At 61.6% G+C, this 24,265-nt stretch carries 18 protein-coding genes and 3 pseudogenes; 10 read left to right on the forward strand and 11 right to left on the reverse strand.

The features are described from left to right. Nucleotides 1–45 precede the first annotated feature (45 nt). The 10 genes and pseudogenes from M1B34_RS22810 to M1B34_RS22855 all read right to left on the reverse strand — a co-directional run bounded on the left by M1B34_RS22810 (nt 46) and on the right by M1B34_RS22855 (nt 12,884). Nucleotides 46–666 (reverse strand): TetR/AcrR family transcriptional regulator, encoded by a 621-nt coding sequence (locus tag M1B34_RS22810; protein ID WP_123329322.1) that lies wholly within the window; start codon nt 664–666, stop codon nt 46–48. A 62-nt stretch (nt 667–728) separates the two neighbouring features. Next, a pseudogene (gene phaC / locus M1B34_RS22815) lies at nt 729–2,410 on the reverse strand (class II poly(R)-hydroxyalkanoic acid synthase). Between the two features lie 110 nt (nt 2,411–2,520). Beyond that, a pseudogene (gene phaZ / locus M1B34_RS22820) lies at nt 2,521–3,377 on the reverse strand (poly(3-hydroxyalkanoate) depolymerase). A 134-nt stretch (nt 3,378–3,511) separates the two neighbouring features. After that, nucleotides 3,512–5,191, reverse strand: a complete 1,680-nt coding sequence (phaC, locus tag M1B34_RS22825) for a class II poly(R)-hydroxyalkanoic acid synthase (protein WP_268266286.1) — start codon at nt 5,189–5,191, stop codon at nt 3,512–3,514. Nucleotides 5,192–5,447: 256 nt separating this feature from the next. Continuing rightward, complete coding sequence (locus M1B34_RS22830; RefSeq protein ID WP_268266287.1) at nt 5,448–5,825, reverse strand: gamma-butyrobetaine hydroxylase family protein; 378 nt, start codon at nt 5,823–5,825, stop codon at nt 5,448–5,450. Between the two features lie 87 nt (nt 5,826–5,912). Continuing rightward, on the reverse strand, nt 5,913–7,250 hold the full coding sequence (gene hslU, locus M1B34_RS22835; RefSeq protein WP_123329332.1) for an ATP-dependent protease ATPase subunit HslU: 1,338 nt from the start codon (nt 7,248–7,250) through the stop codon (nt 5,913–5,915). 72 nt (nt 7,251–7,322) lie between these two features. After that, nucleotides 7,323–7,853, reverse strand: a complete 531-nt coding sequence (gene hslV / locus M1B34_RS22840; RefSeq protein WP_003186641.1) for an ATP-dependent protease subunit HslV — start codon at nt 7,851–7,853, stop codon at nt 7,323–7,325. A 200-nt stretch (nt 7,854–8,053) separates the two neighbouring features. Beyond that, complete coding sequence (locus M1B34_RS22845; protein WP_268262943.1) at nt 8,054–8,761, reverse strand: SPOR domain-containing protein; 708 nt, start codon at nt 8,759–8,761, stop codon at nt 8,054–8,056. Between the two features lies 1 nt (nt 8,762). Further along, a complete protein-coding gene (gene argS, locus M1B34_RS22850) occupies nt 8,763–10,499 on the reverse strand; it encodes an arginine--tRNA ligase (protein ID WP_268262944.1) in 1,737 nt (578 codons plus the stop codon). 165 nt (nt 10,500–10,664) lie between these two features. Beyond that, nucleotides 10,665–12,884, reverse strand: a complete 2,220-nt coding sequence (locus M1B34_RS22855) for a primosomal protein N' (protein WP_268266288.1) — start codon at nt 12,882–12,884, stop codon at nt 10,665–10,667. Between the two features lie 168 nt (nt 12,885–13,052). On the opposite strand from M1B34_RS22855, the gene rpmE reads away from it, so the two are divergent. The 3 genes from rpmE to M1B34_RS22870 all read left to right on the forward strand — a co-directional run bounded on the left by rpmE (nt 13,053) and on the right by M1B34_RS22870 (nt 15,551). Beyond that, on the forward strand, nt 13,053–13,274 hold the full coding sequence (gene rpmE, locus M1B34_RS22860; protein WP_011058815.1) for a 50S ribosomal protein L31: 222 nt from the start codon (nt 13,053–13,055) through the stop codon (nt 13,272–13,274). Between the two features lie 41 nt (nt 13,275–13,315). Continuing rightward, nucleotides 13,316–14,098, forward strand: coding sequence for a thermonuclease family protein (locus tag M1B34_RS22865; protein ID WP_268266341.1), 783 nt, complete (start codon nt 13,316–13,318; stop codon nt 14,096–14,098). Between the two features lie 184 nt (nt 14,099–14,282). Then, complete coding sequence (locus M1B34_RS22870; RefSeq protein ID WP_123329343.1) at nt 14,283–15,551, forward strand: malic enzyme-like NAD(P)-binding protein; 1,269 nt, start codon at nt 14,283–14,285, stop codon at nt 15,549–15,551. 149 nt (nt 15,552–15,700) lie between these two features. Here the strand turns inward: M1B34_RS22870 and M1B34_RS22875 are convergent, their stop codons facing one another. Next, nucleotides 15,701–18,136: a penicillin-binding protein 1A gene (locus M1B34_RS22875; protein ID WP_425273536.1), complete on the reverse strand. Its 2,436-nt coding sequence runs from the start codon at nt 18,134–18,136 to the stop codon at nt 15,701–15,703. Between the two features lie 219 nt (nt 18,137–18,355). On the opposite strand from M1B34_RS22875, the gene pilM reads away from it, so the two are divergent. From pilM to aroB, 7 genes and pseudogenes are all read left to right on the forward strand, one after another. Beyond that, a complete protein-coding gene (pilM, locus tag M1B34_RS22880; RefSeq protein ID WP_268266289.1) occupies nt 18,356–19,399 on the forward strand; it encodes a type IV pilus assembly protein PilM in 1,044 nt (347 codons plus the stop codon). After that, a complete protein-coding gene (locus M1B34_RS22885) occupies nt 19,399–19,965 on the forward strand; it encodes a PilN domain-containing protein (RefSeq protein ID WP_268266290.1) in 567 nt (188 codons plus the stop codon). The genes pilM and M1B34_RS22885 overlap by 1 nt, the downstream gene beginning before the upstream one ends. Further along, nucleotides 19,962–20,567, forward strand: a complete 606-nt coding sequence (locus tag M1B34_RS22890) for a type IV pilus inner membrane component PilO (protein ID WP_268266291.1) — start codon at nt 19,962–19,964, stop codon at nt 20,565–20,567. The genes M1B34_RS22885 and M1B34_RS22890 overlap by 4 nt, the downstream gene beginning before the upstream one ends. Further along, nucleotides 20,564–21,079: a pilus assembly protein PilP gene (locus M1B34_RS22895; RefSeq protein WP_123329351.1), complete on the forward strand. Its 516-nt coding sequence runs from the start codon at nt 20,564–20,566 to the stop codon at nt 21,077–21,079. Before M1B34_RS22890 ends, M1B34_RS22895 begins: the two co-directional genes overlap by 4 nt. Before the next feature lie 141 nt (nt 21,080–21,220). Further along, nucleotides 21,221–22,489: pseudogene (locus M1B34_RS22900) on the forward strand (type IV pilus secretin PilQ); the annotation flags it as partial. 4 nt (nt 22,490–22,493) lie between these two features. After that, the gene (gene aroK, locus M1B34_RS22905) at nt 22,494–23,012 is read left to right on the forward strand and encodes a shikimate kinase AroK (protein WP_123329356.1); all 519 of its coding nucleotides are present in this window, start codon (nt 22,494–22,496) and stop codon (nt 23,010–23,012) included. Between the two features lie 149 nt (nt 23,013–23,161). Then, complete coding sequence (gene aroB, locus M1B34_RS22910) at nt 23,162–24,262, forward strand: 3-dehydroquinate synthase (protein ID WP_268266292.1); 1,101 nt, start codon at nt 23,162–23,164, stop codon at nt 24,260–24,262. The last annotated feature ends 3 nt before the right edge of the window (nt 24,263–24,265 follow it).

Here is a 24,265-nt window from a genome sequence, read left to right on the forward strand (position 1 = left end):
CCGGCCTGCAAAGGTCGGGCGTTTTTTGTTGGTGCCGGTTGCTGATTATTCGTGTTCTTCCAGGTAGCGCAGGGCCATCTGTTCCGTGGCCTGTTTGGCGGCGGGCAGCAGGTGTGGGGCCACCAGCATCATGATCTGGTAGACCACCAGGCGCACTTCGCCTTCCCGGTCGAGAATCCGCTGGTAGTCCAGGGAGAACAGCAGGGTCATGGTGATCTGCTCCACCAGTTGCCCCAGCGCCTGGGTATCACTGACCAATTGCCCCGAGGCCTTGAGGCGGGCCAGCAACGACGCCAGGGTGCGCTTCAGGGCGTTGAGCAGGTTGCGGATGCCCTTGGCCAGTTTCGGCAGGCGCCCGGCCAGGTTGGACAGGTCCTGGAACAGAAAGCGGTAGTGGGCCAGGCGCTCGACGATCAGGTGCAGGAACAGCCAGTAATCTTCCGCGGCCAGGAGCACATCGGCGGGCGGATCCAGCAGCGGCGCCAGCTCATTCTGAAAGCGCTCGAACAACCCGAGGATCAACGGCTCCTTGCCGTGGAAGTGGTAGTACAGGTTGCCGGGGCTGATGCCCATCTCGTTGGCAATTTCCATGGTGGAAACGTTGGGCTCGCCCTTGTGGTTGAACAACTGCAGGGCACATTCGAGAATTCGGTCGCGGGTTTTCATCCGGTCTTCTTGTCGTCCATTGCGGCCACGGCTCCCTTGGAGCCGTGGGGCCAGAGAGGGCGTCAGCGCACGCGCACGTAGGTGCCGGGCGCGCTTCCATCGGTGGATAATTCTGGTTGCCCAGGGTGGTGAGGGTTTCGCGCTGGGCGCCGGAGTGCTCCTGAATCCAGCCCAGCCACTGGCTCCACCAACTGCCCTCGATGTGCTTGGCGTCGTAATACCAGGCCCGTGGGTCGCTACTGAGTTTTGGGTTGTCCACGTAATTGGCCTTGGGGTTGCCCGGCGGGTTGAGAATGCTCTGGATATGCCCGCTGTTGGACAGCACGAAGCGCCGATCCCCGCCCAGCAATAGGGTCGAGCGGTAGACCGCGTCCCACGGCGTGATGTGATCGTTGATCCCGGCGACGTGGAAGCTGTCGACATTGACCTTCTGCAGGTCGATCGGGGTGCCGCAGACTTCCAGGCCCCCGGGATGGCTCAACGGGTTGTGCTTGAAGAAGTCCAGCAGATCGCCGTGCAGGGCGGCGGGCAGGCGGGTGTTGTCGTTGTTCCAGTAGAGGATGTCGAACGCCGGTGGCTCTTTGCCCAGCAGGTAGTTGTTGACCCAGTAGCTCCAGATCAGGTCGTTGGGCCGCATCCAGGCGAAGACCTTGGCCATGTCCCGACCGTCCAGCACGCCCTGCTGGTAGGAGCGGCGTTTGGCGGCTTCCAGGGTCTGCTCGTCGGCGAACAGGGTGGCCGGGCTGTCCATCTGGCTGTCCAGCAGGCTGACCAGGTAGGTGGCGCTGGCGACTCGACGCAACTGGCGCTTGGCCTGTAGATGGCCTTGCAGCGCGGCAATGGTCAGGCCGCCGGCACAGGCACCGACCAGGTTCACTTCACGGCTGCCGGTAATCGCCCGGCAGACGTTCATGGCTTCTTCAGTCGCTTCGACGTAGCTCGATAGGCCCCATTCGCGGTGCCTGATGTCCGGGTTGCGCCAACTGATGATGAACACCTGCAGGCCGTTCTTCAGGGCGTACTGGATGAAGCTCTTGGGCGGGCTGAGGTCGAAGATGTAGTACTTGTTGATTTGTGGCGGCACGATCAGCAGGGGCTTGGCGTACTGCTTTTCACTCATGGGCTTGTACTGGATCAGCTCCAGCAACTCGTTGCGAAACACCACCGAACCCGGGGTGGTGGCAAGGTTACGGCCCACTTCAAAGGCGTGCTTGGTGACCTGGCTCGGCAAGCCGTTGTTGTGCAGCAGGTCATCGAGCAAGTGGCTCATCCCGCGAATCACGCTGTTGCCGCCGGAGTTGAAGAGTTCCTTGATCGCCAGGGGGTTGAGCAGGGTGTTGGACGGTGCCACGGCATCGTTGAGCAAGGCGAAGGCAAAATGCGCCCGGGCCTTGTCATCGCTGTTCATGCTGCTGTCGTCGATCCAGCTGCGGATTTGCTTTTGCCAGCTCAGGTAGGCCTGCAGGCTACGTCGGTAGAACGGGTTCAGGGTCCAGGTGGGGTCGGCGAAGCGATTGTCGTCGGGGTTGTGCTTGTGCAGGGTCTCGCCCAGCAGCACACGACCCAACTGGCCACCCAATGCCAGCGCGTGACGTGCGCTGTGCAGCGGGTTGCGCAGGCTGTGGGCGGCCACGCTGCGCAGCGTCGAGAACAGATCCCGGCCGCGCAGACCGGTGATCGCGCTTTGCGCATTGATGTACGCAGCGGGGGTGGGCAACGAGCCCGCCGCAGGTTTGTCTCGCATGAGTCCACACTCCTTCGTCAAACCAGCCACCAGCAGCCAATCCAAGACAGACAACATAGTCGGTCCTGGCCCTTCTTGCGCGCGACGGTCCTGTCGATGGCGCCTTTCTCTCAGTGTTTGCCGAACGGTGCCGGATGCGGATGCATGACTGCTCGCTGCCGTTCTTCTTCAAGAAATTTCATGATGATGGGGGCGACGGCCTCGGCCCGGGTGATCAGGAACAAATGGCCGTCGTCGATTATGTGTAGCTGGGCGTTGGGAATTCGCCAGGCCAGCAAGCGCATATTGATCAGGGGAATCAGCGGGTCATCGTCGCCCGCCAGCACCAGGGTCGGCTGATGGATCTTGTGCAGCCAGTGGATGCTGGTCCAGCCCATTCCGGCGAACAGTTGCCAGTAGTAGCCCAGCTTGCCGGCCGAACGCACCTTGCCGCGTGTTCAGCGGCCAGGCTTGGGTCGCGACGAAAGGAGCCGCCGTAGATCAGTGGCGCAATACGGATCACATGGGAGGGCTGTATGTAACGCCGAGGGCTGGCCATCAGCATCAGCACCTTGGGTTTGCCCGGCACCATAAACGCGCCGGCAGCCGTGGCGGCCAGCACCAGTTTCTTGCAGCGCTCGGGGTAGTCGTAGGCAAACTGCTGCGCCAGCGCGCCACCCCAGGACACGCCCACCACATTGACCTGACCGTAGTCGAGGTAGTCGAGCATGCGCGCGGTCAATTTGGCCAGGCCGGGGAAGCGATACGGCCGGCTTGGTGTGGATGAGCCGCCGACCCCCGGGACGTCGAAGGCGATCACCTCCAGGTCGGGGTCCAGTGCCTGGACAAAGGGGAACACCAACTCCAGGTTGGCGCCGATGCCGTTGAAAATCAGCAGCGGCGTCAAATGGGGTTTACCGGGCCGGACTGCGGTGCGGATGGTTTGGCCATCCAGGTCGACGGTGCGGAATATGAAAGGTTGAGGCATGCCGTAGCCCTGTGAATTAAACCGCCGGCAAAGCCCTGGGGGCTTCGTCCGGATGACTCGAGGCCGAGCCTCGTTCCGCTAAAAGGGCTGGCGGCACAGCCCTGTGCCGCTTGGTTGAGCGCTGGGTCGACGACTCAGCGCTCGTGTACGTAGGTGCCTGGCGCCGCTTCGGCGGCCGCATGCTTCTTGTTCCCCAAGCTGGTTGGCGAAGGTTTGAGATCCCCCGAACGCTGCGCTTGCCAGGCCTGCCAGTGCAGCCACCAGGAGTCGGTGTGCTTGCTGGAGTTCTCTTGCCAATCTTCGGCCTTGGCCGGCATGTCCTCGCTGGTCATGTAGCGGGATTTCGGATTGCCCGGCGGGTTGAGGATGCTCTGGATATGGCCACTGCTGGACAGCACGAACTCCACGTTGCCACCAAACAGCTGAGCCGATTTGTAGCAGGACTTCCACGGCGTGATGTGGTCGTTGGTGCCGGCCAGGGAAAAGATGTCGGCCGTGACTTGCTTGAGGTCGATTGGCGTGCCGCACACTTCCAGTGCATTGGGCCGGGTCAGTGGGTTGTTCTTGAACATTTCGATCAGGTCGCCGTGGAACGCCGCCGGCAGCCGGGTGGTGTCGTTGTTCCAGAACAGGATGTCGAACACGGGCGGCTCGTTGCCCAGCAGGTAGTTGTTGACCCAGTAGTTCCAGATCAAATCGTTGGGGCGCATCCAGGCGAACACCTTGGCCATGTCGCGTCCTTCCAGGACGCCGGCCTGATAGGAATGGCGCTTGGCCGCTTCCAGGGTCTGCTCGTCGACGAACAGCGCGACCTGGGTATCCAGGGTGGTGTCCAGCACGCTGACCAGCAGGGTCAGGGCGTTGACCTTCTTCTCTCCCAGCGCCGCGTAGTGGCCCAGCAGCGCGGTGCAGGTGATGCCGCCGGAGCAGGCGCCGAGCATGTTTACATCTTTGCTGCCGGTGATCGCGGTGACCACGTCGACCGCTTCCTTGAGGGCTTCGATGTAGGTGGACAGGCCCCACTCGCGCTGAGCCTTGGTCGGGTTGCGCCAGCTGACGATAAAGGTCTGCACGTTGTTGCGCAGGCAGAAGCGCGCCAGGCTTTTATCCGGGCTGAGGTCGAAAACGTAGAATTTGTTGATCTGTGGCGGCACCACCAGCAGGGGGCGCTCGTACACCTGTTCGGTGATGGGGCGGTACTGGATCAGCTCCAGCACATCATTGCGGAACACCACGGCGCCCTCGCTGGTGCCGAGGTTCTTGCCGACTTCGAACGCATCCATGTTGACTTGGCTGGGCATGCCGCCGTTGTGCACCAAGTCCTTGGCCATATGGGAGAGGCCGTCCAGCAGGCTCTTGCCACCGGTTTCGAAGAAGCGTTTGACCGCCGCGGGGTTGGCTGCGCTGTTGGTCGGGGCCATGGCTTCGGTCATCAGGTTGATCACGAAGTGGCCGCGGCTGATGTCCTGGGCAGACAGGCTGCTGTCGTCGATCCAGTCGTGGAGCTCCTTGCGCCACGCCAGGTAGGTTTGCAGGTAGCGTTTGTAGAGCGGGTTCTGGCTCCAGGCCGGGTCGTTGAAACGGCGGTCGTCGCTTTCTGGCTGGAGGGTCGATTTGCCGAAGATCACGTTCTTCAGCTCGATGCCGAAGTGAGCCACGTGCTTGACGCTATGGATGGGTTGTTTGATGGCCTGGGTCAGCACCATTCGAGCAGAAGTCAGCAGATCCTTTCGACGCAAGCCAATGACCGGATTGAGCCCCAGGGTGTTTTCCGAGGCTTGATTTTTCAGGTCATCGTTATTCTTGTTACTCATCTACGACGCTCCATTGTCCTGAGACGAGTACCGGACCTGCTGTGTAGTGACACAGCGCAATGCCAGGTACTACTGCTCGGGTAACCGTTAATTCCGCATCGCTGCTTTTAGTTCAGAAAGCATTGCAGGGAACTTGCCAGCTCCATTGGTTACCCGAGTTTAATTTTTTTCGCAAGCAGGCCAATCGTTGGCTGTGCAGCGGAGCATTCAAGCAGATGGAATTAGAAAATGCGCTCTAAAGGGTCCGAGCCTTGAGCTAGAGCATCAGTTTGACCACGGACTCGTTGGGGTCGCGGGATTTTCCGGCGGCTTTGAGTTCGTCGATATAGTCCTGCCAGAGCGCGTCCTGGCGTAAGGCCAGCTGGTACAAATAGTCCCAGGTGAACAGGCCGCTGTCGTGGCCATCATCGAAGGTCAATTTCAGTGCGTACTGACCGGCTGGTTCCACCTTGCTCAGGCCGACGCCGATCTTGCCAAATTGCAGGATGGGTTTGCCGTGGCCCTGGACCTCGGCGGAAGGAGAATGCACCCGCAGGAATTCGGCAGGCAGGTGATAGACCTCGTCCGGCGCATAAGTCAGCGTCAGGGTTTTCGAGGCTTTGTGCAGGTTGATGGCAGTAGGGAGTCTGGTCATCGCAGCAGATTACAGGTGGGGAGCTGCAAGCTTCAAGCTGCAAGAGGAGCGGCTCCTGCTTGCAGCTTGGCGCTTCAAATGTGCCGCTTACAAAATGTACCGCGACAGGTCTTCGTTCTCTGCCAGTTCGCCGAGGTGGCTGTTGACGTAGTCGGCGTCGATGCGGATCGGCTCTTCGCTGTGGGCGCTGGCCAGGTCGCCAGCGCTGAACGACACCTCTTCCAACAGGCGCTCAAGCAGGGTGTGCAGGCGACGGGCACCGATGTTCTCGGTCTTCTCGTTGACCTGCCAGGCGATCTGCGCCAGGCGCTTGATACCGTCCGGCATGAACTCGATGGCCAGGCCTTCGGTTTTCAGCAGCTCGCGGTACTGCTCGGTCAGGGACGCGTGAGGCTCGCTGAGGATGCGCTCGAAGTCTTCCGGCGAGAGAGCCTTGAGTTCGACGCGGATCGGCAGGCGGCCTTGCAGCTCGGGCACCAGGTCGCTCGGTTTGCTCAGGTGGAAAGCACCGGAGGCGATGAACAGGATGTGGTCGGTCTTGACCATGCCCAGCTTGGTGTTGACGGTGCAGCCTTCGATCAACGGCAGCAGGTCGCGCTGCACGCCTTCGCGGGACACATCGACACCACCGGCGTTACCGCGCTTGGCCACTTTGTCGATTTCGTCGATGAACACGATGCCGTGCTGCTCAACGGCTTCCAGGGCCTTGGCCTTGAGTTCTTCGTCGTTGACCAGGCGGCTGGCCTCTTCGTCGCGCACCAGTTTCAGCGCTTCCTTGACCTTGAGTTTGCGGCTCTTGCGCTTGCCCTTGCCCATGTTGGCAAACAGGCTTTGCAACTGGTTGGTCATTTCTTCCATGCCCGGTGGCGCGGAGATGTCGACGCCGCTGACTTCCGCGACTTCGATTTCGATCTCTTTGTCGTCCAACTGGCCTTCACGCAGGCGCTTGCGGAACAGTTGGCGGGTGTTGGAATCCTGGGAAGGGGCTTCGTCGTTGTTGAAGCCCATGCGTGCTGGTGGCAGCAGGGCATCGAGGATGCGCTCTTCGGCGGCGTCTTCGGCGCGATGGCGAACCTTGACCATTTCCTGTTCGCGCAGCAGCTTCATGGCCGCGTCGGCCAGGTCACGGATGATCGATTCCACGTCACGGCCGACATAGCCGACTTCGGTGAACTTGGTCGCTTCGACCTTGATGAACGGAGCGTTGGCCAACTTGGCCAGGCGGCGGGCAATTTCAGTTTTGCCGACGCCGGTAGGGCCGATCATCAGGATGTTCTTGGGGGTGACTTCAACACGCAGCTCAGCCGGCAGCTGCATGCGGCGCCAGCGGTTGCGCAGGGCGATAGCGACGGCGCGCTTGGCATCGTCCTGGCCGATGATGTGGCGGTTGAGTTCGTGGACGATTTCGCGGGGAGTCATGGACATAGTAGTTGGCGGTCCTCAAGCAAGAATGAATGCCGTGGCGCAGGGGAAATAAACCCTGGCGCCGAAACAGGCTTATTCCGCGAGATCCTGCTCCTCAATGGTTTGGGTGTGGTTGGTGAATACACAGATGTCGCCGGCGATGCCCAGGGCGGTCTCGACGATTTCCCGGGCCGACAAGTCGGTTTTTTTCAGCAGGGCGCTGGCGGCGGCCTGGGCGTAAGCGCCACCGGAACCCATGGCGATCAGGCCGTCTTCGGGCTCAACCACGTCACCGTTGCCAGTGATGATCAGGGAGGCGTCTTTGTTGGCCACGGCAAGCATGGCTTCGAGGCGGCTCAGGGAGCGGTCGGTACGCCATTCTTTGGCCAGTTCGACGGCGGCGCGAACCAAGTGGCCCTGGTGTTTTTCCAGTTGGCCTTCAAAGCGTTCGAAGAGGGTGAAAGCGTCGGCAGTGGCCCCGGCAAAGCCGGCGATCACTTGGCCGTGGTACAGGCGGCGAACTTTTTTCGCGTTGCCTTTCATCACGGTGTTGCCGAGAGAAACCTGGCCGTCGCCGCCCATGACGACTTTGCCGTGGCGACGAACTGAAACGATGGTGGTCAAGGGGGTGTCTCCACGCAGCGGGGCGAAAATGCCCTGATGGAAACTCATATGGGGGTGGCGAGAGGTTTTTCAACCGGGGGGCGTTTTCAGGGACCAGCGGTATTTTCAGGAGGACTGGGGCAAGGGCGTCGCGGGCCAGCCGCTCCTACAAGGCGTTGTGTAGGAGCGGCTGGCACGCGATCAACCGCGCGGCGTTGGGCTCAGCGGCTTTGACGCTGTTGTAACAACAGATTGCTGAAGCCGGCGCCTGATAGTTGCTTCTGGGCCACGGTCAGCTGTTCGCGGTTGCTGAACGGACCGACCAATACCCTGTACCAGGTTTCGTCTTTCACCGTGCCGGATTCCACCGACACCGATTGCCCCAGCAGAATGATCTGCGCTCTTACCTTGTCGGCATCGGCTTCCTTGCGGAACGAGCCGGCCTGGAGGAAGAACTTGGTCACCGGTGCCGCCTTGGCCACGGGGGGCGCTGGCGGCGGCGTGATGCCAGCCAGGGCTGCCTGGGCCCGGGCTGTGTCGATCTTCGCCGCTTCGGCTGGGGTCACGGGCGTGGTGGGAACGTCAGGCACCTGGGGCGTCGGCAGGGTTTTTTCCGGCACGGCTTCTGGCGGCACGATGACCTCCGATTCCGGCAGCAAGGTGTAGAAGTCGTACTTGGGCTTCACTGGTTGCTGCGGGCTTGGCGGGGTCTTGTTGGCCTCGGCGATCTTGCTGGCTTTCTGCTGCTCGATCTTCTCGCGCTTGACGCTGTCGCTGCCTTTGCCCGGCTCCAGCTTCATCAGGAACACGATAAAGGCGCCGACGGTCAGGCCGATGGCGAGCCACAGCCAACCCGGAATCGGTTGTTTGGCTGGGGCTTGGTACCGGCTGGCGCCACGCTTGGGTGCAGGTTTTTTCTTGGCAGCCAACTTACATGCGCTCCAGAGTTTCCAGGCCCAAGAGTTCCAGGCCTTGCTTGAGGGTGCGACCGGTCAGGGCCGCCAGGCGCAAGCGGCTCTGCATCTGGGCCGGAGTGTCGGCACTGATGATCGGGCAGTTTTCGTAGAAGCTGGAGAACAGCCCGGCCACGTCGTACAGGTAGGTGCAGAGGATGTGCGGTGTGCCCTTGTCGGCCACGCTGTTGAGCACTTCGCCGAACTGCGCCAGCTTGGTGGCCAGTTCCTGTTCGTGGGCCGCTTCGAGCACGATCTGCCCTTCGACTTCGCTGAAGTCCTTGCCCAGTTTGCGGAACACACTGGCCACCCGGGTGTAGGCGTAGAGCAGGTACGGCGCAGTGTTGCCGTCGAAGTTCAGCATCAGGTCGAAGTTGAAGCTGTAGTCGCTGGTGCGGTGCTTGGACAGGTCGGCGTACTTGACCGCGCCGATCCCTACCGCGTGGGCGATGGCGCGCAGTTCGGTTTCGGCCACGTCCGGGTTCTTGTCCTTGACCAGGGTATAGGCGCGTTCGCGGGCTTCGGTCAGCAGGTCGATCAGCTTCACGGTGCCGCCGTCGCGGGTCTTGAACGGACGGCCGTCGGCGCCATTCATGGTGCCGAAACCCATGTGCTCCATTTCCATCGGATGGGTCACGAAGCCGGCCTGGCGAGCCACGGCGAACACTTGCTGGAAGTGCAGGGCCTGGCGCTGGTCGACGAAGTACAGGGCGCGATCGGCCTTGAGCACGTTGCTGCGGTAGCGCACGGCAGCGAGGTCGGTGGTGGCGTACAGATAGCCACCGTCCGCCTTGACGATGATCACCGGCAGCGGCTCGCCTTCAGCGTTCTTGAACTCGTCGAGGAATACGCATTGGGCGCCGTTGCTTTCCACCAGCATGCCCTTGGCCTTGAGGTCGTTGACCACATTGATCAGGTCGTCGTTGTAGGCGCTTTCGCCCATCACGTCGGCCATGGTCAGCTTGACGTTCAGCAGCTCGTAGATTTTCTGGCAGTGGGACAGCGAGATGTCCTTGAACTTGGTCCACAGCGCCAGGCAATCCGGGTCGCCGGCTTGCAGCTTGACCACCAGGCCGCGGGCGCGATCGGCGAACTCTTCGGATTCGTCGAAGCGTTGCTTGGCGGCACGGTAAAAGTTCTCCAGGTCCGAGAGTTCTTCGCTGGTGATGGGGTTTTCCTGCAGGTAGGCCATCAGCATGCCGAACTGCGTGCCCCAGTCGCCCACGTGGTTCTGGCGGATCACGGTGTCGCCGAGAAACTCCAGGACCCGCGCCACGCCGTCACCGATGATGGTCGAGCGCAGGTGGCCAACGTGCATTTCCTTGGCCAGGTTGGGGGCCGACAGGTCGACCACGGTGCGTTGGGCCGGGCCGGACTTGCGCACGCCGATATGGGCGTCGGCCAGGGCGGCGTCCAGGCGGCTGGCCAGGGCCTGGGTGTTCTGGAAGAAATTGATAAAACCCGGGCCGGCGATTTCTGCCTTGGTCACGTTGTCGTCAGCGGGCAGGGCGGCGATGATTTTTTCGGCCAGGTCCCGTGGTTTCATGCCGGCAGGCTTGGCCAGCATCATGGCGATGTTGCTGGCGAAGTCGCCGTGGGTCTTGTCGCGGGTGTTTTCTACCTGGATCGCCGGCGTCAGGCCTTCTGGCAACACACCTTCGGCGACGAGTTGGGTGATGGCTTGCTGGATGAGCTGGCGAATGGTGTCTTTCATGGTCTTCTCTTTCGACCGCAGGCGCGGCGGCGCTTCGATGCGCAGGTGGAAAAACTGGGCATTATCCGTTGCCGGAACGGGCTTGCCAACCTTGGCGGGCCGCTTATGGATATGCGGTGGCTATTCGATCATCTTCGTGGGCTGGCCCGGGAAGCACCCAGGCAATCAATACAAATCCACTGGGTCCACATCCAGCGACCAGCGCACCTGGCGCCCGCTGGGCATCTGTTCCAGCACCAACAGCCAGTTGCTCAGCAGCCTGTGCAGGGGCGCCCGGGCATTGGCTTGCAGCAACAATTGAGCGCGATAGCGCCCGGCGCGACGCTCCATCGGCGCGGGTACCGGCCCCAGCAATTCGATGCCGCCCAGGTTTTGCTCGGTCAATAACCGCTCGGCTTCACTGCAAGCTTCATCGAGAAAGGCCTCGGCCTGGCCCGGCTTGTGGGCTTCGGCCCGCAGCAGTGCCAAATGGGCAAAGGGCGGCAGGCCAGCGGCGCGTCGCTCGCTCAGGGCTTGCTCGGCAAAGGCGAAATAACCCTGTTCGGTGAGTTGTACCAGCAGTGGGTGGTCGGCCAGGTGGGTCTGGATGATCACTTTGCCCGGCTCTTCCGCGCGCCCGGCGCGGCCGGCCACCTGGACGATCAGTTGGGCCATGCGCTCGCTGGCGCGGAAGTCGCCGGAGAACAGGCCACCGTCGGCATCCAGGATCGACACCAGGGTGACCCGGGGGAAGTGATGACCTTTGGCGAGCATCTGGGTGCCGACCAGGATGCACGGCTGGCCTTTCTGGATGGTAGCGAACAGCTGGTTCATCGCGTCCTTGCGCGATGTGCTGTCGCGGTCGACCCGCAGTACCGGGTAGTCGGGAAACAGGATGCCCAGGCGCTCTTCGGCGCGTTCGGTGCCGGCCCCCACGGGGCGCAGGTCGACCTTGCCGCATTGCGGGCAGTGCCGAGGCACGCGCTCCACGTGGCCGCAGTGGTGGCAACGCAGTTCGCCGGAGCGCTGATGCACGGTCATGCGGGCGTCGCAGCGGTTGCACTCGGACATCCAGCCACAGTCATGGCACAACAGGGTCGGGGCAAAGCCGCGGCGGTTGAGAAACACCAGGACCTGTTGCCCGGCGGCCAGGGTCTGACCGATGGCTTGCTGCATCGGGCCGGAGATGCCGCTGTCCAGGGGCCGGCTTTTGACGTCCAGGCGCAGGAATCGCGGCTGCTTGGCGCCGCCGGCCCGTTCGTTCAGGCGCAGCAGGCCGTAACGGCCGGTGTAAGCGTTGTGCAGGCTTTCCAGGGACGGCGTGGCCGAGCCGAGGACGATGGGGATGTTCTCCTGGCGCGCCCGCACCAGAGCCAGGTCGCGTGCGTGGTAGCGCAGGCCTTCCTGCTGTTTATAAGAGCCGTCGTGTTCTTCATCGATGATGATCAGCCCGGGATTCTTCATCGGCGTGAACAGCGCCGAGCGGGTGCCGATAATGATATCGGCCTCGCCGTCCCGGGCTGCCAACCAGGCGTCGAGACGCTCCCGATCATTGACCGCCGAATGCACCAGGGCGATGCGTGCGTTGAAGCGCTGCTCGAAGCGGGCCAGGGTTTGCGGGCCGAGGTTGATCTCGGGGATCAGCACCAGGGCCTGCTTGCCGGCTTCGAGGGTTTCGCGGATCAGTTGCAGATACACCTCGGTCTTGCCGCTGCCGGTGACCCCGGCCAGGAGGAAGGCGTGGTAGCTGTCGAAGCCCGAGCGGATGGCCTCGTACGCTGCGCGTTGTTCGCTGTTGAGGGGCAGTTCCGGTTGCGCCAGCCAATGCTCGTGGCGCCCGCTTGGGGCGTGGCGGCGAATTTCCACTTGCACCAGGTCTTTGGCCAGCAGCAGGTCGAGGCTGTCTTTGCTCAGCATCAGCTTACTCAGCAACTGGTGAGCCACGCCGTGGGGGTGCTGGGCCAGGGTCGCCAGGGCTTCCCGTTGCCGAGGCGCGCGGGCGATACGCGGGTCGTCGAGCTTGGCGCCCGGCGTCACCGACCAGAAGCGTTCCTGACGGGCTTCGGCCAACTCGCCCTGGCGCAGCAGCACGGGCAATGCCCAGCTCAGGGTGTCGCCGAGGCTGTGCTGGTAATACTGGGACGTCCACAGGCACAGCTTGAACAGCGCGGGCGGCAGGGGCGGCGTGGCATCTAGCAGGGCCAGGGCCGGCTTGAGCTTTTCCGCCGGGACTTCGCTGTGGTCGGCAACCTCCACCAGAATGCCGATCATCTCGCGGCGGCCGAAAGGCACGCGCAGGCGCATCCCTGGGTGCAACTGGGCGCGCAAGACCCCAACTGGAGCGCGGTAGTCGAACAGGCGACGCAGAGGCGAGGGCAGGGCGAGGCGCAGAATGGCGTCGGGCACGCGGGGAAATCTCAATGAACAGGCGGTAAAGAAGGCCCGGAGCCTAGCAGACGGTCGGTGTAAGGGACAGCTTGCGTGATTGACACGGTCTGGTAGAATTCGCGCCCTAATTCGTGCGGTATTCAACAATAGTGTTGGGTGGCGGCACGCTAGCCTGAGGAAGACACCATGAAAGCCGATATCCATCCAGTATACGAAGCCATTACCGCTACTTGCAGCTGCGGTAACGTCATCGAAACTCGCTCCACCCTGGCCAAGCCTCTGAGCCTGGACGTGTGCAACGAGTGCCACCCGTTCTACACCGGTAAGCAAAAGACCCTGGACGTTGGCGGCCGTGTCGACAAGTTCAAGTCGCGCTTCGGTGCTTTCGGCGCAACGAAAAAGGCCTAAGGCTGATCGTTCTGGAAAGCCGATACAGACTTTCCTCGCTGATCAAAAAGGCGTCCCTGGTGGGCGCCTTTTTTGTGTCTGCGATTTGCCTTACAAGGGCCGAGGCGTTTTGCCCGAAGCCGGGACCGCTGAGTCCGGTGCAGGTGCAGCGGGTGGTGGATGGCGACACCTTGCGCCTCAAGGATGGCCGCAGTGTTCGTTTGATCGGCCTGAATGCGTCTGAGCTGGGCAGGCGAGGTGTGCCGGCCGAGCCCTTTGCCGTCGCTGCCCGCCAACGCTTGCAGGCCCTGGTCAAGGCCAGTGGCGGGCGTGTGGGGTTGCAGTTGGGGCGTGAGCGCCAGGACCGTTATGGGCGAACCCTGGCCCACGTCTATGGGCCGGGCGGCAATAATTTCGCCGCGCAATTGCTGGCTGAAGGCCTGGCGTTTCAGATTGCCATAGCACCGAACGTCGAGCTGATGGCTTGCCAGCAACAGGCTGAACATCGCGCACGAGCTGCCGCGCGGGGGCTCTGGCGTCGTTCGCCGGTGCTGGCAGCGCAGCACATCAAGGCGTCGGGCTTTGCGCTGGTAGGTGGTCGAGTGCGCAAGGTGCAGCGCAATCGTGGCGGGGTTTGGCTCGAGTTGTCGGGCTCACTTGTCGTGCGTATTGCACCCAATGCGCTGAAGCAGTTCGACGTTGCCACGCTCAAGGGGCTCCAGGGGCGCAGAATCGAGGTGCGGGGCTGGGTGCGGGAGCGTTTGCCCGGCGCGGGTGGAAAATCGGCCGCGTCACGCTGGATCCTGTCGATATCGGCGTCTTCCATGCTCAGAATCATCCGATAAACAAAAAACTGTAGACATTTTTTTGCTGGATTGTGAACAGTTGAGCCCTTGTGTTCCGTGCCTCTTGGCCCAAAGTCTTACGCCAGGGCCCTTGACAGGGGTGACTGGTCAGTCTTGTAGGGACTTTGCGACACGCGTATCCTCGGCGGTCCGTCTGTCCAACAGTAAAAAGCGGAATGCCCACATGTCTGATTTGAAAACTGCCGCTCTCGAATATCATGCCCATCCTCGTCCAGGAAAGCTGAGTGTCGAGCTCACCAAGGCCACTGCTACCGCACGCGATCTGTCGCTGGCCTACAGCCCCGGCGTAGCCGAACCAGTCCGCGAAATCGCCCGCGACCCTGAACTGGCCTACAAATACACCGGCAAAGGCAACCTGGTTGCAGTCATTTCCGATGGCACCGCGATTCTCGGCCTGGGTAACCTGGGTCCATTGGCTTCCAAGCCCGTCATGGAAGGCAAGGGCGTGCTGTTCAAGCGCTTCGCCGGCATCGACGTGTTCGACATCGAAGTCGACTCCGAAAGCCCGCAGGCCTTCATCGACACCGTCAAGCGTATCTCCATCACCTTCGGTGGCATCAACCTGGAAGACATCAAGGCACCTGAGTGCTTTGAGATCGAACGCGCTCTGATTGAGCAGTGCGACATTCCAGTGTTCCACGATGACCAGCACGGCACCGCTATCGTGACCGCGGCCGGCATGATCAACGCCCTGGAAATCGCCGGCAAGACCCTGGCTGACGCCAAGATCGTTTGCCTGGGTGCGGGTGCAGCGGCCATCTCCTGCATGAAGTTGCTGGTGAGCATGGGTGCCCAGATCGAAAACATCTTCATGGTTGACCGTACCGGCGTGATCCACTCCGATCGTGACGACCTGAACCAGTACAAAGCCGTCTTCGCTCACGCGACTGACAAGCGCACCCTGGCTGACGCCCTGCAAGGCGCTGACGTATTCGTCGGCTTGTCCGGCCCGAACCTGCTGAGCGCTGAAGGCCTGAAGTCCATGGCGCCAAACCCGATCGTGTTCGCGTGCTCGAACCCTGATCCGGAAATCTCGCCAGAGCTGGCTCACGCCACTCGTGATGACGTGATCATGGCGACCGGTCGTTCCGACTACCCGAACCAGGTCAACAACGTACTGGGCTTCCCGTTCATCTTCCGTGGTGCCCTGGACGTTCGCGCCAAGCGCATCAACGAAGAAATGAAGATCGCCGCGGCCAACGCCCTGCGTGAACTGGCCAAACTGCCAGTGCCTCAGGAAGTGTGCGACGCCTACGGTGGCATCAAGCTGGAATTCGGTCGTGAGTACATCATCCCGAAGCCAATGGACAAGCGCCTGATCACCCTGATCTCCGATGCCGTGGCCAAAGCCGCCATCGAGACTGGCGTGGCTACCCTGCCGTATCCGAAGAACTACCCACTGAAAGATGTGGATGACGTGTTTAACGGTTAATAGCAGCCCATAAAAAACCCGGCCTTTGAGCCGGGTTTTTTATGGGGGCGTTTCAAGTGGCAAGCTACTAGCTGCAAGTGAGGGCGTTTTACCGCTTACCGCTTATCGCTTATCGCTTATCGCTTGAAGCTTACCGCTGCTCCTCGCCCCTAAAACAAATCGATCGGGGCTGCTTCATCGGCCGGCAGCGGGCTGCCTGGTGCGCTGCCATTGCCCAGCTCATTGACCGACGGAGGCGTGTCTTCGCTCTTGAACAGTTCGAAGTACGCATTCGGCGTGCCCGGCGTTGCCGCTCGACCGCTGACCGGGTCTACGCGCAGGCTGAGGATGCCTTCCGGCTCGGCCTGGGTGTGGGGTGGCTTGCCCTTGAGGGCGGCGCCCATGTAGTTCATCCAGATCGGCAGGGCCACGGTGCCGCCGAATTCACGGCGACCGAGGCTTTCCGGCTGGTCGAAGCCGGTCCATACGGTGGTCATGTAGTCCGCGTTATAGCCGGAGAACCAGGCGTCCTTGGATTCGTTGGTGGTCCCGGTCTTGCCGGCCAGGTCCGTGCGGCCCAGGGCCAGGGCGCGGCGCCCGGTCCCCAGCTTGATCACGTCCTGAAGCATGCTGTTGAGGATGTAGGTGGTGCGACCGTCGATGATCCGTTCGGCGACGGCTGGCGCCTGTACTGCCGGCTGTGCTGCGGTTTCACCTGGCAGACTGTTGACCGTGAAGCCCTGCTCGCTCGGCGCAGCAATGCCGCTGCTGGCGCTGGTGCCGCCGGGTACGCTAGGCGGGTTGGCGGTGAACAGGTTCTCGCCGTTACGGCTTTCGATCTTGTCGATGATGTACGGGGTGATCTTGTAGCCGCCGTTGGCGAAGGTGCTCCAGCCGGTGGCAATTTCCATTGGTGTCAGCGTTGCGGTGCCCAGTGCCAGGGACAGGTTGCGCGGCAGGTCCTGCTTGTTGAAACCGAATTTGCTGATGTAGTCGATGGTGCGATCGATCCCCAGGCTCTGCAGCAGGCGGATCGACACCAGGTTGCGCGACTTGTACAGCGCTTCCCGCATGCGGATTGGGCCGAGGAAGGTGTTGGTGTCGTTCTTCGGACGCCAGACCTTGTCCAGGTATTCGTCGACGAACACGATTGGCGCATCGTTCACTAAGCTGGCTGGTGTGTAGCCGTTGTCCAAGGCGGCGCTGTAGATAAACGGCTTGAAGCTGGAACCGGGCTGGCGCTTGGCCTGTACGGCGCGGTTGTAGTTGCTTTGCTCGAAGGCGAAGCCGCCGACCAGGGCGCGGATGGCGCCGTTCTGTGGGTCCAGGGACACCAATGCGCCCTGGGCCTGTGGGATCTGGCTGAATTTCAGGGAGTTGTCTGCCTGGCGTTGCACGCGAATCAGATCGCCGACCTGGGCGACGTCGGATGGCTGTCGTGGCGCGGCGCCCATGCTGTTGGTGTTAAGGAACGGCCGGGCCCATTTCATGCTGTCCCAGGCCACGTGTTCCTCGCCGGTGCGGGTCAGCACCTGCAGGCCGTTTTTGTCCACCTGGGTGACGATGGCCGGATCAAGGCCGCTGATGCTGCGTTGCTTGGTCAGCTCCTGGGTCCAGGCGGCCTGGGTCTTGCCCGGCAAGCGCGATTCCGGCCCGCGGTAGCCGTGGCGCTGGTCATAGGTCATCAAGCCGCCGTGGACGGCGGTGTTGGCCATTTCCTGGAGGTCGCTCGGCACCGTGGTGGTGACCCGGAAACCTTCGGTATAGGCATCGCTGCCATAACGGCCGACCATTTCTGCCCGTGCCATTTCAGCGATGTACGGCGCGTTCACTTCCGGGGTCGGTACGTGATAGCTGGCGTTGAGCGGTTCATTGATTGCGGTGGTGTAGGCCGCTTCGTCGATCTTGCCGAGCTTGTACATGCGCCCGAGGATCCAGTCGCGACGCTCCTTGCTGCGTGCAGGGTTAGCCAGGGGGTTGAAGCGCGACGGGGCCTTGGGCAGGCCGGCAATCATTGCCATCTGGGCCAGGCTGGCCTCGCGAATCGACTTGCCGTAATACACCTGGGACGCCGCCTCAATGCCGTAGGCGCGGTTACCCAGGTAGATCTTGTTGACGTAGAGCTCGAGGATTTCGTCCTTGGTCAGCTGCCGTTCAATCTGCAGCGCCAGGAGGATTTCGGTGGCCTTGCGCGAAAAGCTGCGCTCGCTGGTCAGGAAGAAGTTCTTCGCAACCTGCATGGTGATGGTGCTGCCGCCGGATTGAATGTGCCCGCTCTTGACCAATTGGGTCGCGGCACGCATCAGGCTGCTGGGATCGACGCCGTAATGGTTGGCGAAGTTATCGTCTTCAGCACTTAGTAACGCATTAATGAAGTTGGGGGGAATGTCCGCGAAAAGTATGGGATTGCGCCGCATTTCGCCAAATTCTGCGATCAATTTGTTGTCGCTGCTGTAGACCCGCAGGGGAATCTGCAACTGGATACTTCTAAGGGCCTCTACCGAAGGAAGGCCAGGACTAAGATAGAGATACGCGCCGCTCAGAGCGAGGAGCAGCCCGCAGAACACAGCGACGATGGACCATCCGAAAAACTTCAGCAGACGAATCAAGGCTTTTGGATTTCCAGGGCAGGGAATGAATTAGGCGTCAGGGGATTCACGGTAATCAGGGATCGACCCACGCAGCAGGTAAAAGCGGAAAAAAACGCTGGGCATTATAAGCATTTTTCCGCCGAAGGCGTCAGTTGCCCGGGTCTCAAGGCGCAACGCTGGGTGCAATGGGCATTGAGTCACCCGTAAGTCACGGATAGACATGGGGAAATAGTGGTGCTTGGACTCATCGGTAAAAAGTCGAGTTCCCTGCTGGGAGTCGATATTGGTTCCGCCTCGGTCAAGCTGCTTGAACTGAGCCGCAGCGGCCAGGGCTTTCGGGTCGAGGCCTACGCAGTGGAGGCGTTGCCGTCCGGCGCGGTAATCGAACAGCGCATTGTCGAGCTTGAGGTCGTAGGTGCGGCCCTGTCCCGGGCCCTGCTTAAAAGTACTTCCACCCAGAGAAACGCGGCAGCGGCGGTGGCCGGGTCTGCCGTCATCAGCAAACGGATTGAGATGCCCGCCGACCTGGATGATGACGCCCTGGAAAGCCAGGTCAGGGTCGAAGCGGCTCAATACGTTCCCTATCCCTTGGAAGACGTGGCCTTGGACTTCGCGGTCCAGGGCCCCTTTCCGGGCAACCCTCAGCGGGTCGAGGTGCTGCTGGCGGCTTGCCGCATCGAGCATGTCGAGGCCCGTGAGGCGGTGTTGGGTTTGGCTGGGCTGACGGCTCGTCTGGTGGATATCGAGACGTTGGCGCTGGAGCGCAGCTGTCATCTGTTGCTCCAGTCTCTGCCGGGTGCAGCGGAGCTGCGGATGGTGGGATTGCTGGACATCGGCGCCAGTACCACGACCCTCAGCGTGCTGCACCATGGGCGCGTCATCTATAGCCGTGAGCAAGTAACTGGCGGGTTTCAACGGGCGCAGTCCGCTCTGGAGGCAGTGCCTCAGGGCCCGCTTCTCGCAAGCTTGCCGGGTGATTGTTCCCAGGCCGTGTTGCAACCCTGCGAGGCTGAGCTGTTGCAACAAGCCTCGCGTGCGTTGCAGTTGTTTGCCGAGTCCCTTGAGTCGCATCCGCTGGATTGCCTGCTGCTGGCGGGTGACAGTGCGGTGCTCCAGGGCTTGGCGCCTCTGGTTGAGGTGCAGTTGGGCGTGCAGGCCAGAGTTGCCAACCCGTTTGTTGGGATGTCGATGGGCGGTCGGGTCGATGCCGAGGCGTTACAGCGTGATGCTTCGGGGTTGTTGATCGCCTGTGGGCTGGCCTTGAGAGGCTTTGAGTGATGGCTCTGATCAACCTGCTGCCTTGGCGCGATGAACGACGTGAGCAGCGCCGCCGGCAGTTCTATGGGGCGTTACTCATGCTGCTGTTGGTGGCGGCCGGAAGCATCCTGCTTGCCGAGCGTTTTATCGGTAGCGCCATTGAGCGGCAAGTGGCGCGTAACCAGTACCTGGCCCGGGAGCATGCCCGGCTCGATGAGCGGCTGCTCAGGCTCGATGAAGTCAAGGCGCAGCGTCAGCAGTTGCTGGAGCGGATGCAGGTGATCGAAGGGCTGAAGAACAACCGACTGATCAGCCCCCGAATCTTCGATCAGTTGGTTCGCACCCTGCCTGATGGGGTGCATTTCAGGCGCGTCAGCCTGGTGGATCAAACCCTGACCCTCAGTGGTGTGGCCGAGTCCAATCATCGGGTGTCGGCGTTGCTGCGTAATCTGCAGGCCTCCGCCTGGTTCGCGGCCCCCAGCCTGTCGGAGGTTCAAGCCGCAGAGGCTTCCCCGTCTGAGTCGGCCTATGGGTTTCAACTGACGGTGCACCCAGTCCTGGCGCCTTTCACGGGGGCGACGCCATGAGCGTGTGGGCATGGTTGGGAGTGGTTAGCCTGGACAGAGAAAACATCGGCGCGCTGCCGGCCATGGGCAAGGCCGCTGTCGGGCTGTTGCTGGCGCTGCTGGTGTTAGCGGTTGGTTACGGAGTGTTCCTGGCGGTTCCTTTGGTGCAGCTCGATCAGCGTCGGGCCGAGGAGGTGGCGCTCAAGCAGCAGTTCGCCGCCAAGGCGCTGCAGGGCGCCAACCTTGAGCGCTACCAAGAGCAGTTGCAGGTCATGGCGACTGACTTCGCGGTGTTGGTGGGGCAATTGCCCAGTGACAGCGAAATACCGGGCGTGCTGGAAGACATCACTCGTGTCGGCTTGGGCAATGGTCTGGTGTTCGAGGCCTTCAAGGTGCAGCCCGGGGTGCCTCGGCCGTTTTACCTGGAGCTGCCGATCCGGATCACCCTCAGCGGTGCTTATCATGATCTGGCCGCCTTCGTCAGTGGCGTGGCCAGTCTGCCGCGGATCATCACCTTGCATGACTTCGAGATAGAGCCGCTGGAGCCCGGTAACGGCTCGCGCTTGCGCATGAGCATCCAGGCCAGGACTTACCGTTACAGCGATCGAGGCGAGTCGTCATGAAGTTCGCTCGCGTCTTGATTGCCGGATGGCTGTGCGCTGGTTTGCTTGGTTGTGGTGCCAATGACTTCAGTGATCTTGATGCTGAGATACAGCGGATGCGCATGCAGGCGCCGGGTGAGATCGAGGCCGCACCGTCAATCCGCACGTCCCCCTCTTTTGTTTATGCCGCTGGTGGGCTGCGTAGCCCCTTTCAGTCCAGGGCGTCCGTCGTGGCTCATCAGGGCGTGAACCGCTTTGGGTCCGACCCGGCGCGCCGCAAGGCCTATCTCGAGGGTTTCGATATTGAGCAGTTCGAAATGGTCGGCACCCTTGCCAATGCGGCGGGGGTGTTTGCCCTGCTGCGCGGTGCGGGTGGGGTGCATCGGTTGATGGTCGGTGACTACTTGGGACGCAATCACGGGCAGGTCGTCGCAATCAGTGAAGTTCAGGTGGAGGTGATCGAGAGGGTTCCCGATGGAGCGGGTGCCTGGCTGGAGCGATCACGGGTCATTTCCTTGAAAGAGCACGTTTAGTGGGACTTCTTTATGAACAGGTTTCTTTTCGCTCTTGGCGCAGCGCTATGGACAGCAATGCTGGTGTCGCCGAGTGCAACTGCTACTCCCCAAGTGCCAGAGGTGAGTGTGGTGGCTGGGGCATCGCGCACGATGGAGCACAAGGCGTACAGCGGGGACAAGCTGTCGCTGAACTTTCAAGGCATTGAGGTGCGGGCGGTGCTGCAACTGATCGCTGACTTCACCGGGCTCAACCTGGTGGCCAGCGACACGGTGCAAGGCGGCATTACGTTGCGTTTACGCGATGTGCCTTGGGATCAGGCCCTGGATCTGGTGCTCAAGAGCAAGGGGCTCGATCAGCGCATGGTCGGCAACGTATTGCTGGTGGCGCCCGTGGACGAGATCATCGCCCGCGAGCGTCAGGAGCTGCAATTGCACCGGCAGCTTGAAGACCTGGCGCCCTTGCGTCGCGAGTTGTTGCAGGTCAACTACGCCAACGCCTCAGACATTGCCCAGTTATTCCAGTCCGTGACCCGTGGAGGAGAAGCACCCGATGAGCGGGGTTCGATAGCCGTCGATGAGCGGACCAACAACATCATTGCCCTGCAGACCCAGGACCGTCTCGATGAGTTGCGCCGCATTCTTGCCCAGCTGGACATCCCGGTGCGCCAAGTGATGATCGAGGCGCGGATTGTCGAGGCCAACGTCGACTTCGACAAAAGCCTGGGGGTGCGCTGGGGTGGTTCGTGGCGAGGCAAGGGCGGCTGGAATTTGTCCGGAAGCCAGGGCGGTGCGGGTGGTTCGAGCATTGGCACGCCGGGCAGCGGACTGGTTAACGCCCCGTTCGTCGACTTGGGGGTTGCGGCCAGTACCTCGGGTATCGGCGTGGCCTATATCACTGACAATGTCCTGCTGGACCTGGAGCTGAGCGCCATGGAAAAAAGCGGCAATGGCGAGATCGTCTCCCAGCCCAAGGTGGTCACGGCCGACAAGGAGACCGCGAGAATTCTCAAAGGCACCGAAATTCCCTTTCAGGAAGCCAGCTCCAGCGGGGCTACCTCGGTGTCCTTCCGGGAGGCATCGCTGTCCCTGGAGGTCACGCCGCAGATCACCCCGGACAACCGGGTGATCATGGAGGTCAAGGTGACCAAGGATGAGCCGGATTACCTGAACAAGGTCCAGGAGGTGCCGCCTATCAAGAAGAACGAGGTCAATGCCAAGGTCCTGGTCAACGATGGCTCGACCATTGTCATCGGTGGGGTTTTTTCAAATACCCAAAGTAAGGTTGTAGATAAAGTGCCATTTCTTGGCGATGTGCCGTATCTTGGCCGCCTTTTCCGGCGTGACGTGGTGTCGGAGAAAAAATCCGAGCTGCTGGTATTTCTCACTCCACGTATCATGAACAACCAGGCGATTGCTGTGAGTCGTTGATTCTGTGCGAAATTTGATTCTTGTTGGGCCAATGGGGGCTGGCAAAAGCACCATTGGTCGCTTGCTGGCCAAAGAGCTGCGCCTGCCATTCAAAGATTCCGATAAGGAAATTGAACTGCGCACGGGCGCCAATATCCCGTGGATCTTCGATAAGGAAGGCGAACCCGGCTTTCGTGATCGCGAAGAGGCGATGATCGCCGAGCTGTGCGCATCCGACGGTGTGGTCCTGGCCACGGGCGGCGGCGCAGTGATGCGTGATGCCAATCGACGAGCCCTGCACGAGGGCGGTCGAGTGGTTTATCTGCATGCCTCCGTCGAGCAGCAGGTAGGGCGCACGGCACGGGACCGCAATCGTCCCCTGTTGCGCACCGCCGATCCGGCCAAGACCCTGCGTGACCTGCTGGCCATTCGCGATCCGCTGTATCGGGAAATCGCTGATCTGGTGGTGGAAACCGATGAGCGGCCGCCGCGAATGGTGGTGCTGGACATACTGGAGCGCTTGCAGCAGCTTCCTCCCCGTTAATGCCGCGGGCGAAATGCGCTATCCTCGCCGACGCGTCGCAAGCCCTCTGGGATGTGGCGCAAGGCTATCAGGCAGCGTCAGAAAACCAGGCACTGCCCGTCGTTTAATGTGGGGCAGGGCGCCTGCTTCCATCTTCATTGTGGGGACACATGCAGACACTTAAGGTCGATCTCGGCGAGCGCAGCTACCCGATTCATATTGGCGAAGGTTTGTTGGATCAGCCCGAGTGGCTGGTGCCACATATCGCCGGGCGGCAAGTGGCGATCATTTCCAATGAAACCGTCGCGCCGCTGTACCTTGAGCGTCTGACCCGCAGCCTTGGGCAATTCTCGGTGATCTCGGTGGTGTTGCCCGATGGCGAAGCCTTCAAGAACTGGGAAACCCTGCAACTGATTTTCGATGGCCTGCTCACTGCCCGGCACGACCGTCGTACCACCATCATCGCCCTGGGCGGCGGTGTGATCGGCGACATGGCCGGTTTTGCCGCTGCTTGCTATCAGCGCGGCGTGGACTTTATCCAGATCCCCACCACCCTGTTGTCCCAAGTGGACTCGTCGGTGGGCGGCAAGACCGGGATCAACCATCCCCTGGGCAAGAACATGGTCGGAGCCTTCTATCAGCCCAATGTGGTGCTGGTCGATACCGCCAGCCTCAATACTTTGCCAGCACGCGAGCTTTCCGCGGGCCTGGCGGAAGTCATCAAGTACGGCCTGATCTGTGATGAGCCGTTTCTCACTTGGCTGGAAGAAAACGTCGACCGCTTGCGGGCACTCGACCAGCCTGCGCTGACCTATGCCATCCAGCGCTCTTGCGCGGCCAAGGCGGCGGTGGTTGGGGCTGATGAGCGTGAGTCCGGGGTGCGCGCCACCTTGAACCTGGGCCACACCTTTGGCCACGCCATCGAAACTCACATGGGTTATGGCGTGTGGCTGCATGGTGAAGCGGTGGCTGCCGGCACCGTCATGGCCCTGGAAATGTCCGCGCGCCTAGGCTGGATCTCCAGCCAGGAGCGCGATCGCGGTATTCGCCTGTTCCAGCGTGCGGGCCTGCCGGTCATCCCGCCTGAGGAGATGACTGAGGCAGATTTTCTCGAACACATGGCAATTGACAAGAAAGTGATCGACGGTCGTTTGCGTCTGGTGCTGTTGCGCCGCATGGGCGAAGCCGTAGTGACCGACGATTATCCGAAAGAGGTTTTACAGGCCACGCTGGGAGCGGACTACCGCGCCCTGGCTCAGCTTAAAGGTTAATAA

The sequence above is a fragment of the Pseudomonas morbosilactucae genome, from assembly GCF_023241715.1.
GTDB classification, from domain to species: domain Bacteria; phylum Pseudomonadota; class Gammaproteobacteria; order Pseudomonadales; family Pseudomonadaceae; genus Aquipseudomonas; species Aquipseudomonas morbosilactucae.